Annotated in this window: 16 protein-coding genes and 1 pseudogene; 13 read left to right on the plus strand and 4 right to left on the minus strand. The window is 29.3% G+C overall.

Annotation, left to right across the window (positions count from 1 at the left end):
* The first annotated feature begins 28 nt into the window (after positions 1-28).
* Positions 29-2,110, plus strand: a complete 2,082-nt coding sequence (fusA, locus tag ACYQ1U_RS07990) for an elongation factor G (RefSeq protein ID WP_459886509.1) — start codon at positions 29-31, stop codon at positions 2,108-2,110.
* A gap of 98 nt (positions 2,111-2,208) precedes the next feature.
* Positions 2,209-3,036: a ModD protein gene (modD, locus tag ACYQ1U_RS07995; RefSeq protein ID WP_459886513.1), complete on the plus strand. Its 828-nt coding sequence runs from the start codon at positions 2,209-2,211 to the stop codon at positions 3,034-3,036.
* Here modD and ACYQ1U_RS08000 read toward each other — a convergent pair.
* Positions 3,020-3,415: a DUF6858 family protein gene (locus tag ACYQ1U_RS08000; protein ID WP_459886516.1), complete on the minus strand. Its 396-nt coding sequence runs from the start codon at positions 3,413-3,415 to the stop codon at positions 3,020-3,022. The genes modD and ACYQ1U_RS08000 overlap by 17 nt on opposite strands.
* A 270-nt stretch (positions 3,416-3,685) precedes the next feature.
* Here ACYQ1U_RS08000 and ACYQ1U_RS08005 point away from each other — a divergent pair, with 270 nt between their 5' ends.
* From ACYQ1U_RS08005 to ACYQ1U_RS08015, 3 genes and pseudogenes are all read left to right on the plus strand, one after another.
* Positions 3,686-4,006 (plus strand): hypothetical protein, encoded by a 321-nt coding sequence (locus ACYQ1U_RS08005; RefSeq protein ID WP_459886519.1) that lies wholly within the window; start codon positions 3,686-3,688, stop codon positions 4,004-4,006.
* A 26-nt stretch (positions 4,007-4,032) separates the two neighbouring features.
* A complete protein-coding gene (locus ACYQ1U_RS08010) occupies positions 4,033-4,272 on the plus strand; it encodes an HP1242/YdcH family protein (RefSeq protein ID WP_459886522.1) in 240 nt (79 codons plus the stop codon).
* Positions 4,273-4,768: 496 nt separating this feature from the next.
* Positions 4,769-5,446: pseudogene (locus tag ACYQ1U_RS08015) on the plus strand (methyl-accepting chemotaxis protein); the annotation flags it as partial.
* On the opposite strand, the gene ACYQ1U_RS08020 reads toward ACYQ1U_RS08015, so the two are convergent.
* The 3 genes from ACYQ1U_RS08020 to nadA are packed head-to-tail and all read right to left on the minus strand — an operon-like array spanning position 5,447 to position 8,106.
* Entirely contained in the window at positions 5,447-6,304 is an 858-nt protein-coding gene (locus ACYQ1U_RS08020) for a PhoH family protein (protein WP_459887179.1), read from the minus strand.
* A gap of 3 nt (positions 6,305-6,307) precedes the next feature.
* Entirely contained in the window at positions 6,308-7,138 is an 831-nt protein-coding gene (gene nadC, locus ACYQ1U_RS08025; RefSeq protein WP_459886525.1) for a carboxylating nicotinate-nucleotide diphosphorylase, read from the minus strand.
* Entirely contained in the window at positions 7,135-8,106 is a 972-nt protein-coding gene (nadA, locus tag ACYQ1U_RS08030) for a quinolinate synthase NadA (RefSeq protein ID WP_459886528.1), read from the minus strand. Before nadA ends, nadC begins: the two co-directional genes overlap by 4 nt.
* Before the next feature lie 165 nt (positions 8,107-8,271).
* Here nadA and plsY point away from each other — a divergent pair, with 165 nt between their 5' ends.
* The 8 genes from plsY to ACYQ1U_RS08070 all read left to right on the plus strand — a co-directional run bounded on the left by plsY (position 8,272) and on the right by ACYQ1U_RS08070 (position 15,136).
* A complete protein-coding gene (plsY, locus tag ACYQ1U_RS08035; RefSeq protein ID WP_459886531.1) occupies positions 8,272-8,880 on the plus strand; it encodes a glycerol-3-phosphate 1-O-acyltransferase PlsY in 609 nt (202 codons plus the stop codon).
* 46 nt (positions 8,881-8,926) lie between these two features.
* Positions 8,927-9,253, plus strand: a complete 327-nt coding sequence (locus ACYQ1U_RS08040; RefSeq protein WP_459886533.1) for a dihydroneopterin aldolase — start codon at positions 8,927-8,929, stop codon at positions 9,251-9,253.
* A 49-nt stretch (positions 9,254-9,302) separates the two neighbouring features.
* Entirely contained in the window at positions 9,303-9,971 is a 669-nt protein-coding gene (gene hsrA / locus ACYQ1U_RS08045; RefSeq protein WP_459886536.1) for a homeostatic response regulator transcription factor HsrA, read from the plus strand.
* Between the two features lies 1 nt (position 9,972).
* Positions 9,973-10,227: a YfhL family 4Fe-4S dicluster ferredoxin gene (locus ACYQ1U_RS08050; protein WP_459886539.1), complete on the plus strand. Its 255-nt coding sequence runs from the start codon at positions 9,973-9,975 to the stop codon at positions 10,225-10,227.
* Positions 10,227-11,690: a Ppx/GppA phosphatase family protein gene (locus tag ACYQ1U_RS08055; RefSeq protein WP_459886543.1), complete on the plus strand. Its 1,464-nt coding sequence runs from the start codon at positions 10,227-10,229 to the stop codon at positions 11,688-11,690. Before ACYQ1U_RS08050 ends, ACYQ1U_RS08055 begins: the two co-directional genes overlap by 1 nt.
* 87 nt (positions 11,691-11,777) lie before the next feature.
* On the plus strand, positions 11,778-12,176 hold the full coding sequence (locus tag ACYQ1U_RS08060; protein ID WP_459886546.1) for an arsenate reductase ArsC: 399 nt from the start codon (positions 11,778-11,780) through the stop codon (positions 12,174-12,176).
* Positions 12,177-12,267: 91 nt separating this feature from the next.
* Positions 12,268-13,530 carry an MFS transporter gene (locus ACYQ1U_RS08065; protein ID WP_459886549.1) on the plus strand — a complete coding sequence of 421 codons (1,263 nt, stop codon included), beginning with the start codon at positions 12,268-12,270 and terminating at the stop codon, positions 13,528-13,530.
* A gap of 22 nt (positions 13,531-13,552) precedes the next feature.
* Complete coding sequence (locus tag ACYQ1U_RS08070; RefSeq protein ID WP_459886552.1) at positions 13,553-15,136, plus strand: bifunctional protein-serine/threonine kinase/phosphatase; 1,584 nt, start codon at positions 13,553-13,555, stop codon at positions 15,134-15,136.
* Positions 15,137-15,175 lie beyond the last annotated feature (39 nt).

Here is a 15,175-nt window from a genome sequence, read left to right on the forward strand (position 1 = left end):
AACCACAAAATCAAACAAGGAGAATATAATGCCAAGGAAAACACCTATTGAGAAGGTTAGAAATATAGGTATTGCAGCACATATCGATGCTGGTAAAACTACTACGACTGAGAGAATTTTATACTATACAGGGGTTAGTCATAAAATTGGTGAGGTGCACGAGGGTGCAGCTACAATGGACTGGATGGAACAAGAAAAAGAAAGAGGTATTACAATTACTTCAGCTGCTACTACATGTTTCTGGAAAGAGCATCAAATTAATATCATCGATACTCCAGGGCACGTTGACTTTACAATTGAAGTTGAAAGAAGTATGAGGGTTCTAGATGGTGCTATTGCAGTATTTTGTGCTGTTGGTGGTGTTCAACCTCAAAGTGAAACTGTTTGGAGACAAGCAAATAAATATCATGTACCAAGAATTGCATTTGTAAATAAAATGGACAGAATCGGTGCAAACTTTTATGAAGTTGAAAAACAAATAAGAGAAAGACTAAAAGCAAACCCAGTTCCAATTCAAATTCCAATTGGTGCAGAAGATAACTTTAAAGGTGTTATTGATTTAGTTCAAATGAAAGCACTTGTATGGGAAGATGAAGCAGCACTTGGAAGTAAATATGAAGTTGTTGATATTCCAGCAGAACTTATGGAGAAAGCCGAAGAGTACAGAGAAAAATTAATTGAAGCTGTTGCTGAAACTGATGAAGAGTTAATGGAAAAATATTTTGCAGGTGAAGAACTTACAATTGATGAAATTAAAGCAGCTATTAAAAAAGCTACACTAAATCTTGAAATAGTTCCAATGCTTTGTGGTACAGCATTTAAAAACAAAGGTGTTCAACCACTACTTGACGCAGTAATTGATTATTTACCTGCTCCAACAGAAGTTACATGGATTAAAGGTATTGATCCTAAAACTGGTGAAGAAATTAGCGTAAACCCTGGTGATGACGAGCCTTTCAGTGGACTTGCATTTAAGATTATGACTGACCCATTTGTTGGTAAACTTACATTTACAAGATTTTATTCAGGAATTATTAAAGCTGGAAGTTATGTACTAAACTCTACTAAAAATAAAAAAGAGAGAGTTGGTAGACTTCTTAGAATGCATGCTAACAAAAGAGAAGAGGTTAGCGAGTTTTATAGCGGTGAAATTGGAGCGATTGTTGGTCTTAAATACACTTTAACAGGTGATACTTTATGTGATGAAAGCAGACCTATTATCTTAGAGAGAATGGAGTTCCCAGATCCAGTTATTAGTGTGGCAGTTGAACCTAAAACAAAAGCTGACCAAGAAAAAATGGCACTTGCTCTTCAAAAGTTAGCTGAAGAAGACCCAAGCTTTAGAGTTACTACTGATGAAGAGAGTGGACAAACTATTATTTCTGGTATGGGTGAGCTACATTTAGAAATTATTGTAGACAGACTTAAAAGAGAATTTAAAGTTGAATGTAACACTGGTAAACCACAAGTTGCATACAGAGAAACATTTAAAAATACAGTAGAACAAGAATATAAATATGCAAAACAATCAGGTGGTAGAGGTCAATACGGACATGTATTTATTAGAATGATTCCTCAAGAGCCTGGAAAAGGTTATGAGTTTGTTGATTTAATTAAAGGTGGTGTGATTCCTAGAGAATATATTCCAGCAGTTGATAAAGGTATCCAAGAAGCAGCTCAAGGTGGGGTACTTGCAGGATTTCCTGTTGTTGATTTTAAAGTAGAACTTTATGATGGTAGTTATCATGAAGTTGACTCAAGTGAAATGGCATTTAAATTAGCTGGAAGTATGGCGTTTAAAGAAGGTATGAAAAAAGCAAATCCAGTTATACTTGAACCAATTATGAAAGTTGAAATTGAAGTACCAGAAGAATATATGGGTGATGTGATTGGTGATATCAATAGAAGAAGAGGTCAAGTTAACTCAATGGAAGATCAACATGGAATTAAAAAAGTAACAGCTTTTGTTCCACTTGCAGAAATGTTTGGATACTCAACAGATCTTAGAAGTATGACTCAAGGTAGAGGTACATACTCAATGGTATTTGATCATTATGAGGAAGTACCAGGAAATATAGCTGATGAAATTATTAAAGAAAGACAAGGGTAATTCCCTTGTTTATTTCTTATTAGTGTATTGATATATTAGTATTAATACAAATAACTAATATATCAATACACTAATATATTGCTCTCTAAAGGTTTCTTATGTATTATACTCACGATGAAATCGATAAACTTATAAATGAAGATATGCCTTTATTTGATTTAACAAAAGAGCTGTTAGAAATATCTACACCCGGTAAAATTTCTTTTATTGCAAGAAAAAAAATAGTTGTAACTGCAAATGATCTAATTGAAAAACTGGCTATGAGACTTGATTTAAAAGTGATTTTTAAAGAAAACAATAAAAAGTTTGTAGATGAAAATTCGAAACTTTTTGAGGCTGAGGGAGAAAATGTTTTGATTTTGTGGAAGGTGGCTCAGAATATTTATGAGTATGCACTTAGTGTAGCTACTTATACTAAAGAATTAGTAACTAAAGCGAAAAGATTTAATCCAAAAATAGAAATACTGACTACAAGAAAAGTTATACCTTTTACTAAAAAAATAGCTTTGAATGCCGTAATGGATGGAGGAGGATATCCACACAGGGTAACTACTACTGAAACAATTTTGGTTTTTGAGAATTATATTAATTTATACGGAGGATGGGAAAAGTTTTATAAAGATTTTGAGAAATTAAAACACAAAGCAATTGAAAAAAAATGGATTGTTGAAGCTAAAGATTTTGAGCATGCTAAAAAATTAATAGAGATTGGTGTGGATGTTTTACAACTTGATAAGGTAGATATTGAAACAACTAAAAAGATAGTAGATTTGGCTCATAAAAACAATATAAAAGTAATAAGTGCAGGCGGTATTAATATTGAAAATATTGAAGAGTATGCAAAAACAGGGGTGGACAGTATAGTAACGACTGCTCCTTATTTTGCTAAAGGAGCAGATGTGAAGGTTGTTATTGAGCCTTTTTAAGTTCTTTTATCCAAGATTGCATTACTTCATTTGCCATTATTGCTGGAGCTTCAAGGAAAGATATTTCAAATTTATTTTCATATTCTGTAACACTTATGCTTCTAGGTCTTGCGGCAGTGATTTTACCATTTAAAAGTTTGTTACCAAAGCAAAAAATAATTAATTTACAATCTTTAATTTCAGGGGCTATTTCTCCATTTTCTAAATTTTTTGTGTGTGTAAAGTGGTCAAACTCTCCTATATAAGTACATACAGGATGAGAGTCTATTTTTTCTTTTAAAAAGTTTATAATTTCTTGAGTATTTTTATAATTAGTTTCATATTTTTCTATATCTATTGTAAATATTGGATATTTTTCTTGTAAAGTTATATGTTTCATAAACTCTCCTTTTTTGAAGAGAAGTTTAGCACAAATAAATTTGTATTATAATATTTATAAGTAAAATTTATTATTGGTTATACTAATTCTAATATAGTCATAGTTTTTAAATAGAAGTATATGCTTTAATTGGTTGTATTTGATTAACTAAATTTTATTATACTGAAGTGTCTAAACATCTTGGAATTGGTATTATATTAGATAATTACATAGGTTAGTATTTTAAATATAGGTTGGTATAATTATAAACAAAATAAAAAAAGGAATATAATGGCATATGAGTTAATGATTTTTCCTAAAGAGAGTAAAATTGAAGTCCACTCAGATTTATGTGATAAATTGATTGAAAGTAAAGATAATTATTTGTTAATTAATGAGATAGAGTATATTAATTTAATTGATTTTGAGGAAGTGGAAGAGTTTTTAAATAAAGATGAGTATAAAGATGAGTATAAAGGTTATGAGATAATTTTTTGTGAGGTTTGTAAGCCTAAGGAAAATAAGGAAAAATATGATGAAGAGTATGATGATTTTTATGAAGAATTTGCAGAAGATGATGAAATAGATAACAGCCGCTGTGATATATTTTGATATAATTATATAAAAAAGGAGAAAATATGTTTAAAGAATGTTGTCCAGAACTAATTCCACTAATGGAAGAACTTGCTTCACAAAATCCTCATATAGATAAACTTATTCAAAGACATGCTGAGCTTAATAAAATAATTGATGAGGTTGAAGCTGGAAGAGAACATATGGAAGATTTAGAACTTGAAAAGTTAAAAAAAGAAAAACTACATATTAAAGATGAAGTTTATCAAGCAGTTTTAAATTATAAAAAAGAAAAAAATCTTTAATCTATATAAATATTTCTTCAAATAAATACTTACAATAATATCCCCTTATTTGATAGGGGATAAATAACTTAATACTTAATATAATCTAAAAAAAAGGGTTGTTATGTTTTGTAAAGATAAAAAGATAAAGATTAAAGAGCTTCAAGAAGAAAATTATTCTTTAAAAATTAAAATAGAAGAACTAGAAAGAGAAGTTGAGTCTCTTCAAAATGAAATTAAAATGTTAAAGTCTCAAGATAAGACTAATCAATATGAAGACAAAATAAATCTAGTGAAAGAAATGATTAAAGGCAATGTATCAAATATTGGAGAAATTGCTGAAGATTCTAGTGTTATAATTTCGGATCTAGTTTCTTTGGTAGAAGTAAATAGAGGAGTAAAAGGAGAAATTAAAGTCCTTAGAGAAACTTTTGACAATTTTTTACAAGAGATTGAATATTTATTAAACTTTGCTTCAACAAGTAAAGAAAATATCAAAGAATTAAATGATAGTGTAGATAACATAGGAAGTGTAATTCAGTTAATTAAAGATATAGCAGACCAAACAAATTTATTAGCACTTAACGCAGCAATTGAAGCTGCACGTGCAGGTGAACATGGTAGAGGTTTTGCAGTTGTTGCAGACGAAGTAAGAAAATTAGCAGAACGTACCCAAAAAGCAACTCAAGAAGTTGAAGTAACAATTAATGTTTTAAAGCAAAGCAGCTCAAATATGACAGATGAAGGAAATAGATTAGACCATATAATTGAAGAGATGCAAAAATATATGGATTCTTTTAAACAAGGATTTGATGAATTATATGAAATTGATATACAAACATTTGATAAAATGCAAAATTTAGCGAATGACCTAATAGCTATTGAGCAAAAAATAAATAATTTATTGTTTAAAGCAAGAAGTTATGAAGAAAAAATTGTTGGTAAATCTCAAGAAATAAATGATGATGGGAAACATAGTTTTGATGAATGGTATCAAGGAAGAGGAAAAACTGCTTTTGAAAATACAAACTCTTATAAAAAAATAAACTTATCTCAAGATAGATTTGAAGGAAATGTAAATAATGCTATGAATGCAACTATGAAGCAGTCTTTAAATGATTTTAAACAAATGGAAGAAGAGACTAATAAAATGTATGATCTGTTAGATGATATGGTAAAAGAAACTAAAAGATAATTACTCAATTAACTTAATAGCAAGCTCTGTGAGCTTGTTTCTATAAATTTTTTTTAGATCTACCCACGCAAGCGCTTCATGAGGTAAGACTTGCTGAAGTCTAAAAAGTCCACTGTCTTGTTTTTGTATAGTTGAATATGTTTGATGAATGTCTCCAAGCAAAAATAGTTTAGAACCTTCGCTCATTCTACTTAATATCATACTCATATATTCTCTTGTGACAAGTTGGACTTCATCAACTATTAAAATTTCATCTTCAAGTATTGAAACTCCTTGAATCATATTAAGTGGAATTATTTCAAATTTTTCAAAAAACAATTTGCTTTTAATTGAATCGTAATTTTCGCCTTTAACGCCTCTATATAGATAGTTAAGTGCACTTAAAAAGCCACCAGCCCACTCAAGCATTTTTTCATCTTTACTTCCAGGTAAAAATCCTATATCATAATCACTACTTATTCCAATTGGAGGACGAGTTATAAAAATTTTTTTGTTTGTAAGAGAGAGGGCAGTTGCAGTAGCAAGAAGAGTTTTTCCACTACCAAATCGACCAGTAAGTAAAGTTGCAGGAGCTTGTGTTAGAGCATAGATAGCGCATTTTTGGTAAATATCAAGAGGTTCAAAAATTTTAGCATTTTTAATTCTTAGTTTACTAGTTTCAGGAATATTATCAATTCTCTCAATTCCTTTATCAGGGTGATAGCAGTAAGCAAGGTCTCTATATTCATCATTGGTTACAACAAAATCCCAAGGCTCTAGTATATAATTAAACTTTTCTTTTATATATTTTTTAAAGTCTTCAATAGATTTTATTCCTATAAAATGACCAAATTCAAAGTTTTTATCTTCTATTATTATGACTCACTCCTTTATTTTCATTGAAAAATCTTTAAATGTAGCTTGATGAATTATAGCACCACTACTTACTGCATCAATTCCACTTTCGATGTATTTATCAATATTTTCAAGTGTTACATTGCCGCTAGCTTCTAAAAATACATGAGGGTAACTTGTATTTCTTATATTTACTACTTTTTTTATGCTTTCAAAATCCATATTATCACACATTACAATATCTGCTCCTGCTTCCATGGCTTCTATCGCCATTTCAACATTTTCACACTCTACTTCTATTTTTGTGGTAAAAGGGATATTAGCTCTTGCTTTATTTATAGCTTCTGTAATTGAGTTAAAAGTTGCAAGGTGGGTATCTTTTAGCATTAAACAATCATCTAGTCCTAATCTGTGGTTAGTAACACCCCCACAATTGCTAGCATATTTTTCAAATATTCTAAGTCCAGGTCTTGTTTTTCTTGTATCTAGTATTTTTATTTTGCCTTTTGCTTTTTTAATAAACTCATATGCATTTGTTGCTATACCACTTGCATGCTGCAGTATATTTAGCATTGTTCTTTCTATGGATAGAATGTCTTTTGCACTTCCATATACTTCAAAAATTATATCACCCTTTTTATATTCACTACCATCTTCAAAATGAAAATCAAACTTAACATCGGCTATTTCAGAAAAATGCTTTATATATTCTAATCCGGATAGTATTCCTTCGCTTTTAGAAATGACTTTTGCTGTTTTTTGTCCTTTAATAAGGGTTCTTGATAAGTCTCCTCTACCAATATCTTCATTTAGTACATTTATTAAAAATTCAACTATTTGATGTTTCATCAAATTCATGACAACTCCATCATTCTTTGCAATGCTTTTAGTGCATTTTCTTGTACACTTTTATCTACTTCTATTTCGTTATAAGGATTTCCCTCATCAATAGCTTTTAGTAAGTTATAAAGTTCTTCTAAGCTAGTTTCATTCATACTAGGACATTCTGGTTTAGTAGATGAAAGGACATAAATATTTGGGTTAATATCTCTTTTCATTCTTTGAACTAAATTATATTCCGTTCCTATTGCCATACGTTTATTAGGATTTTCTTTTACATAGTTTATAATTTGAGATGTGCTTCCTACAAAGTCTGCCATTTCACAAACTTCTGGGCTACATTCAGGATGAACTACTATTTTTATATCAGGAAACTTTTCTTTATAAAATTCTATATGTTCTGGCATAAATACTTGGTGAACAGAACAATGACCATCATAACATATAATATCAGCTTCTTGAAAGTTTATATCTCCTATTACACTACTACTTACTCCCATCATTCTTGCTATATTTTGTCCAAGATTTTTATCAGGCAAGAAAAAGATCTTTTTACCTTGATTTAATATATGTGAAACTATTTTTTTTGCATTTGAGCTTGTACAAGTTAGTCCACCAAGTTCTCCTACTATTGCTTTTACTTTTGCACTTGAATTTATATAAGTTATAGGAATAAAATCAATATTGTTTTCTTTTAGAGTTTTAATATTTTCTTCTACTTTTCCTTCTTCTGCCATTCTTGCCATAGAACAACACGCAAGTTTCGGCATATATACAGGAATATTTGGGTTTAAAATTTTTGCACTCTGTCCCATAAAACTTACACCGCAAAAAATAAGAGGGTTTTTTAATGCAGCTGTTTTTTTAGCAAGTTCAAGACTATCACCTGATAAATCTGCTATATCAAAGATTTCATCTTTTTGATAATAGTGTGCTGCTAATGTAATATTATGTTTTTTTAGTAATGCTTTTACTTTTTCTTGCATTGCCGTCCTTTTTGTAAATTATATCATTTTTATTATTAATTTAAAAAAAAAATTTAGCTAATAAAAATGAAATAATTATTAACTTCGATAATTAAATGAATATAATAAAAATGTTTTTTTGGGTTTTAAATAAAGTATATTATAATTTCACAAAAAAGGGAATTAATGAATAGTGTAATTTGGTACCTAATAGCGTATTTTGTAGGTGGTATTCCTTTTGGGTATTTGATAGCTAAATATTTTGCAGGAATAAATATAAAAGAACACGGTAGTGGAAATATAGGTGCAACTAATGTTTTAAGAGTATTAAAAGAAAAAGATCCCAAAAGAGCTAAAACTTTAGCAGCAGTTACACTTTTTTTAGATGCTTTTAAAGGAGCAGCTGTAATAATATTAGCGAAGATATTAGGAGTTTGTGATGCTACTTTATGGACAATAGCAGTTTTAGCAGTAATTGGGCATTGTTTTTCTCCATTTTTAAAATTTGAAGGTGGAAAAGGAGTTGCTACAACTGCAGGTGTTATGCTTGTTTTAATTCCAAAAGCTGCAATAGTAGGGCTTATTGTATGGTTTATAATGGCAAAAACTGTTAGAATTTCCTCTCTTAGTTCACTTGTTGGAATTTTAATAGGAATTGCAAGTGCATATATTTTATATCCAAATATTTCTATTGAATCATATTCGCCTTTATGGATTATAGCATTTATTGTTATTTATAAACACAAAGAAAATATTTATAGATTAATAACAGGTCAAGAAAAAAGAGTAGTTTAATAAGTTAAAAGTAAAAAATGAAAAGAAAAGGTTAAAGGCTAATAAGATGTATAAGATTTTAATAGAAGAGATAACTTTTAAAGCAATAATAGGAATTTTAGAAAAAGAGCGAAAAAATGAACAATTAGTGGTTGTGAATGCAGAAATTGAATATATTGATAAAAAAAATTATATTGATTATGCAAAAGTATGTGATTTGATTGTAAAGGTTATTCAAAATGGTAAATTTATGTTAATTGAAGATGCAGTAGATGAGGTTGAGAAAGTTTTATTTGAAAACTTTCCTCAAATAAAAAGTTTAAAACTTAGTATTAAAAAACCAGAAATTTTAAAGAATGCTTTAGTCGGAGTTGAAATTTTAAGAAAATATTAATTTTTGTTATAATAAGTTAAATTTTTGTGGCTTTGCCAAAAGGAGAGATATGCGTCTTTTAGTTGTAGAAAAAGATGAAACACTAAATGATTTAATTACAAAGTCTTTATTAGAAGTAGGATATAAAACTGATGAGGCTTTTACTATAAAAGATGCCAAATATTTTCTTGATATTAGACATTATAATTTAATTATTGTGGATGCAAATTTTGGTGCAAGTGAAGTTTTTAAATTTATTGATTATGCAAAGGATATATATCCGTTAATAAAAATAATAGTAATTTCAGATGATCCATCAGTTGAGAGTGAAATAAAAACTCTCAAAATGGGTGCTGATGATTATATAAAAAAACCTCTTCATTTTGATTTGTTAATAACTCGTGTAAATGTTGCTTTAAGAGGAGGGAAAGAGACACAAATAAAAATAAAAGATTTAATAATTATAAAAGATGAAGAAAAAATTATTTATAAGGATAAAGAATCTTATCTTAAGGGTAAGGCTTTTGAAGTTTTTATGCATTTAGCCAGATATCCAAATCAGGTTATTTCAAAAGAACAACTGTTAGATGCTATTTGGGAAGAGCCAGAACTTGTTACACCAAATGTTATAGAAGTTGCTATAAATCAAATCCGTCAAAAGGTTGACAAAGTTTTTAAAATTGATACAATAAAGACTATTCGCCGTAGAGGCTATAAATTTTCATATCCAAAGGAGTAGCATGTCACTAAAAATTACTGAAGAATGCATAGCTTGTGATGCTTGTGTGGATGAGTGTCCAAACTCAGCTATTGAAGCTGGTGATCCAATTTACGAAATAGATCCTGACCTTTGTACTGAATGTATTGAATATGGTGGAGAACCACAATGTGTTCAGGTGTGTCCAGTTGATGCGATTGTTCCAGATCCAGACAATGTTGAAACAGCAAAAGAATTAAAATTAAAAGCAGAACTTATTCATAAAGACGAAGAATAATGGCAAAAGTAACGGCTGTAATTGATATAGGTTCTAACTCTGCCAGAATGGCAGTATTTAAAAAAACCAGCCGTTTTGGTTTTTACCTTCTTCGTGAAGAAAAAAGTAAAGTTAGAATTAGTGAAGGTGCATATGAAAATGGAGGTAATCTTCAAGATTTTGCAATTAAGAGAGCTTTAAATGCTTTAAGAGAATTTCTTTTAATTGCAAAATCTTTGAAAGCTAGAAAAATTTTGTGTGTTGCTACATCTGCTGTAAGAGATGCTCCAAATAAGGCTCAGTTTATAAAGCGTGTTAGAGATGAACTTGGACTGAAAATTAAAGTTGTTGATGGTGATAAAGAAGCATTTTTTGGTGGAGTTGCAGCTGCAAATTTATTATATGAAAAAAATGGCGTTACTATTGATATTGGAGGTGGTTCAACTGAACTTGCTTTAATTAAAAATAAAAAAATTGAAGCTACAATCTCGCTTAAACTAGGTACTGTAAGACTTAAAGAACTTTTTTTTGATAAGGGTGACATTAAAGGTGCAAAAGAATATATAAAAAAAGAGATTGAGAAGTTACAAGATATCAAAACTGCAAAAAAAGTATTTGGAATTGGTGGAACTGTTAGAGCATTATCTCAGGCAATTATGAAAAGAGAAGAATATCCTCTTGATATTTTACACGGATTTACTTATGAAGTAGAAGATCAAAAAGAATTTTTAGAAAAAATTATAAAAATGAGTGACGATGAATTACTAAAGGCTGGTATAAAGCCAGAAAGACTTGATGTAATAAGACCTGGTACTTTAATATTTTTAGAGTTACTTGAATATTTAAACGCAAAAGAAGTAATTACTAGCGGGGTTGGTGTTAGAGAAGGTGTGTTTTTAACAGATTTACTTAGGAACGATAATTATAGATTTCCTGATAATTTTAATCCCTCGGTTAGGACTATAATAGATGTATATCAAATAGATAGAAAAATAGCTTCTTATGAGACAAAAATTGCTCTAGAAGTATTTGACTTACTTAAAGATGATTTTAAACTTGATGAAAAATATAAAATGCATTTAACTTATGCGATAAAACTTTCACGTGCGGGAGAACTTGTAGATTTTTATGAAGCTCATAAGCATACAGATTATATCTTACTTAATTCACTTCATTATGGATTTAGACATTATGACAGGCTTTTGATTTCAAAAATTATAAGATATCACAAACGTAAAAAAATAAAGAAAAAAGAGATAGAAAAATTTAAATGCCTTCTCCCAAAAAAAGATATTGTAGAAAAACTTTGTAATATATTTTGGGTTGCGAAACTTATAAATCTTAATCTTTCAATGCCAAAAGTTGAAATAAGTAAAATTGATAAAAAGATAGTAATAAAAGGTGAAAATCTTTATCTTTCAAAAGAACGCTCAAAGACAAGAGAACTATTTTTTGATTTAGAAATAATAGATAATACCAATTGAAAATGGAAAATGAAGTGACCAAGTAGCCAAGTTCCAAGTAATATAGGATAAATAACAAATTACCAATTATTAAAAAAAGGAACAGATTTGAAAAAAGTATTAGTTTTATGTACAGGAAATAGCTGTAGAAGTATAATTGCAGAAGCAATTTTAAATAAAGATTTAGATGTTTTAGCTTACAGTGCAGGAGTTAAAGCAACTGGAAAAGTTAATCCAAATGCCAAAAAAGTTTTAGAAGAGTTTGGGTATTGGAGAGATAATTATTATTCAAAAACTCTTGATGAAATTATAGATATTGATTTTGATTTGGTAGTAACTGTATGTGATAATGCAAAAGAAACTTGTCCAGTTTTCCCAGGAAAAACAAAAACGATTCATGTGGGTTTTGTTGACCCAGATGGAAAAGAATATAGTGAATTTGTAAAAACTTTCAAAGAGATAAAAGAAAAGTTACTCCCTATTGTAAAAAAAGAACTCTCTGATTAAAAATGCTTCATATTGTGTATAAAAAATAATCAATAACATGATTATTGTTTTGTTTATTTAAGAGTATAATTGTCTTAAAAAAAGGCAAAAAATGATTAAAGAAATAAAGAGTTTAAAGGGTAAAGGGCATACTCCTACTTTAATTGCAGCATTTTTGTATTTTGATTTTTCATTTATGGTTTGGACTATGCTTGGTCCTCTTGCCCCTGAAATTGCTCAAAGTATTGGGGGGTTAACTCCTTCTCAAATTTCAACTATTCTTGCTTTACCAATCCTTGGTGGAGCTATATTAAGAGTACTTCTTGGATTTTTGGTTGATAATATAGGTCCTAAAAAAACAGCACTTATTGCTCAAGCAATTGTAGCAGGAGCACTTTGGTATGCATATTTTAGAGGAGTGAATATTACTTATGGAGAGCTTTTATTTGTAGCCTTCGCTCTTGGATTTGCTGGTGCTTCTTTTGCTGTAGCCTTACCTCAAGCAGGACAATGGTATCCACCAAATCTTCAAGGTGTAGTTTTAGGTATTGCAGGGGCTGGAAATATTGGAGTTGTAATTGACTTTTTATTTGCACCAAAAATTGCTGAACTTTGGGGATGGCCAGCTGTATTTTTAGTTGGAGCAATTTTATCAACGTTTATATTTGTATTATATATTTTTATGGCAAAAGACGCTCCAATTAAAAGAACTAAAAGAAAAGTTAGTGATTATATAAAATTACTTAAAGATAAAGATACTTATTGGTTTATGTTGTTTTATGCGGTAAGTTTTGGAGGGTTTGTAGGTTTTGCAAGTTATATGAAAGTATATTTAATGGATGTGTATTCAGAAGAGATGGCAAGAATTGGTTTAGATTGGCTATCAGAAAATAATATAAAAGTAGTTGCAGGATATTTTGGTGCTTTAACTATTTTTGCAGGAGCTATTCTTAGACCGGTTGGAGGAGCGGTAGCAGATAGAATAGGTGGAGTAAAAGCACTTTATTTATTTTATAGTGCAGTTTTGGTGCTTGCGATTATTAATGTATTTATTAAATTACCTTTTTGGTTTGCTATACTTGATCTATTTTTAATTATGTCATTTCTTGGAGCGGCAAATGGTGCTGTTTTTCAATTAGTACCTCAGAGATTTTCTAAAGAAATGGGAATTATGACAGGTCTAGTTGGATGTGCTGGTGGTCTTGGAGGGACTGCTATTATTAAAACACTTGGATTCTCAAAAGCTATAACAAATGGTTATGCAGCTGGCTTTTTAGCATTTAGTACTATTGTTTTACTTGCGATTATTGGTTTAAGTTTAGTAAAAACAAGATGGAGAACTACTTGGGGTGTTAATGCTGGAGGGAGAATATAAACTAAAATTTTAGGACTTTTAAATGGATAATGTGAAATTAGGTGGATTTTCATTAGCTAAGGGTAAGGAATTAATAGGAGATGACGCTTTTTTAATTAAAAAGTATAATGGATTTACTTTGGGTGTAGTTTGTGATGGTGTTGGAAGTGTTAAAGAAGGTCGTGAAGCTGCAAGAAGAGTTATTAAATATCTTGATAACTCTTTTTCTTCTCTTCCTGTGTCTTGGGATATGGAAAAGTCTATAAAGCATTTTATTACTTCTATTAATAAAATTCTATACAATGAAGGTATTCAAAACTATGAAAGACCTGAATTTCTAACAACTTTAGCACTAACTGTAATAAAAGGTAATAGATTATATGGAGCAAATGTAGGAGATAGTAGAATTTATTTATATCGTGATAGATTATATCAGCTTTCTATTGACCATAATGACCCTTATGATTCAAGTTGCATTACAGAAGCTATTGGAATGAAAGAAGAAGTTGGGATTTATTATTTTGAAAATAATTTAGAGATTAGTGATAAGGTTCTTTTGTGTAGTGATGGTCTTTATGAAGTTTTAAATGAAGAAGAAATTGTTAAAAATCTTTTTGGTGCAAGTCATATTGTAAGAGTTGCAAGTAAAAAGACAAATGACAATTTGCCTGATGATACGACTGCTGTTGTTATTGAGATAAATAATATAGATAAAAGTGAAGAATTAAAAAAAATAAATTTACCTATAATAAAAGAGTTAAAAGCTGGAATGGAAATTGATGGATTTATCCTTAATAAAAGTCTTATTCAAAATAATCGCACTTGGCTGGCAATTAAAAAAAATAAAAAATATGTATTAAAATTTGCTCCATTAGAAGCAGAAGATGATGAAAATATTCTAGATTTATATGTAAAAGAAGCAATAAATGCAATTAGACTTAAAGCAGGGTTTTTTCCAAAAGCAGTAATACCTAAAAAAAGAAGTTATCGTTATTATGTAATGGAGTATTTAGAGGGAAGTAATCTTAAAAATAAAAAGTTATCAGTTGATGAGGGAGTAAAACTTGCTAAAATGCTTCTAAGAGCCTTAATGTATCTACTTAAATTTGATTTAGTTCATGGCGATATAAAACCCGAAAATATTATAAAAACAAAAACTTATAAACTTGTTGATTTTGGTAGTATTACTGAAATTTTTTCTTCTACAAATAGAGCTGGAACTCCAAGTTATTTAGCGCCTGAGAGATTTAAGGATGCACCTATTAATGAATCAACTGAAATTTTTGCAATAGGTGTTACTTTATATGAATTGTTAACTTCAAAACTCCCGTATGGAGAAATAGAACCATTTCAAACTCCAAAATTTAAAAAACCACTTCCTCCAAATAAGCTAAATAAAAATATTCCAGAATGGTTAAATAGTATTATTTTAAAGGCAATTGAAATTGATAAAGATAAAAGATATCAAAATTACTCTGAAATGTTATATGACCTTACTAATCCAGAAAAAGTAAAGCCTTATTTAAAAAAAGAATTTTTATTAGAAAGAGAAGATAATTATAAGTTTTGGTTTATTGTAAGTTTAGTGATGAATTTTATTCTTTTATTTGTATTGCTTAAAAATTAATCAGTTTTTTTAAAAAAAATTAATCACTCTTTAGATAAA

The sequence above is a fragment of the Caminibacter profundus genome (genome assembly GCF_054657155.1).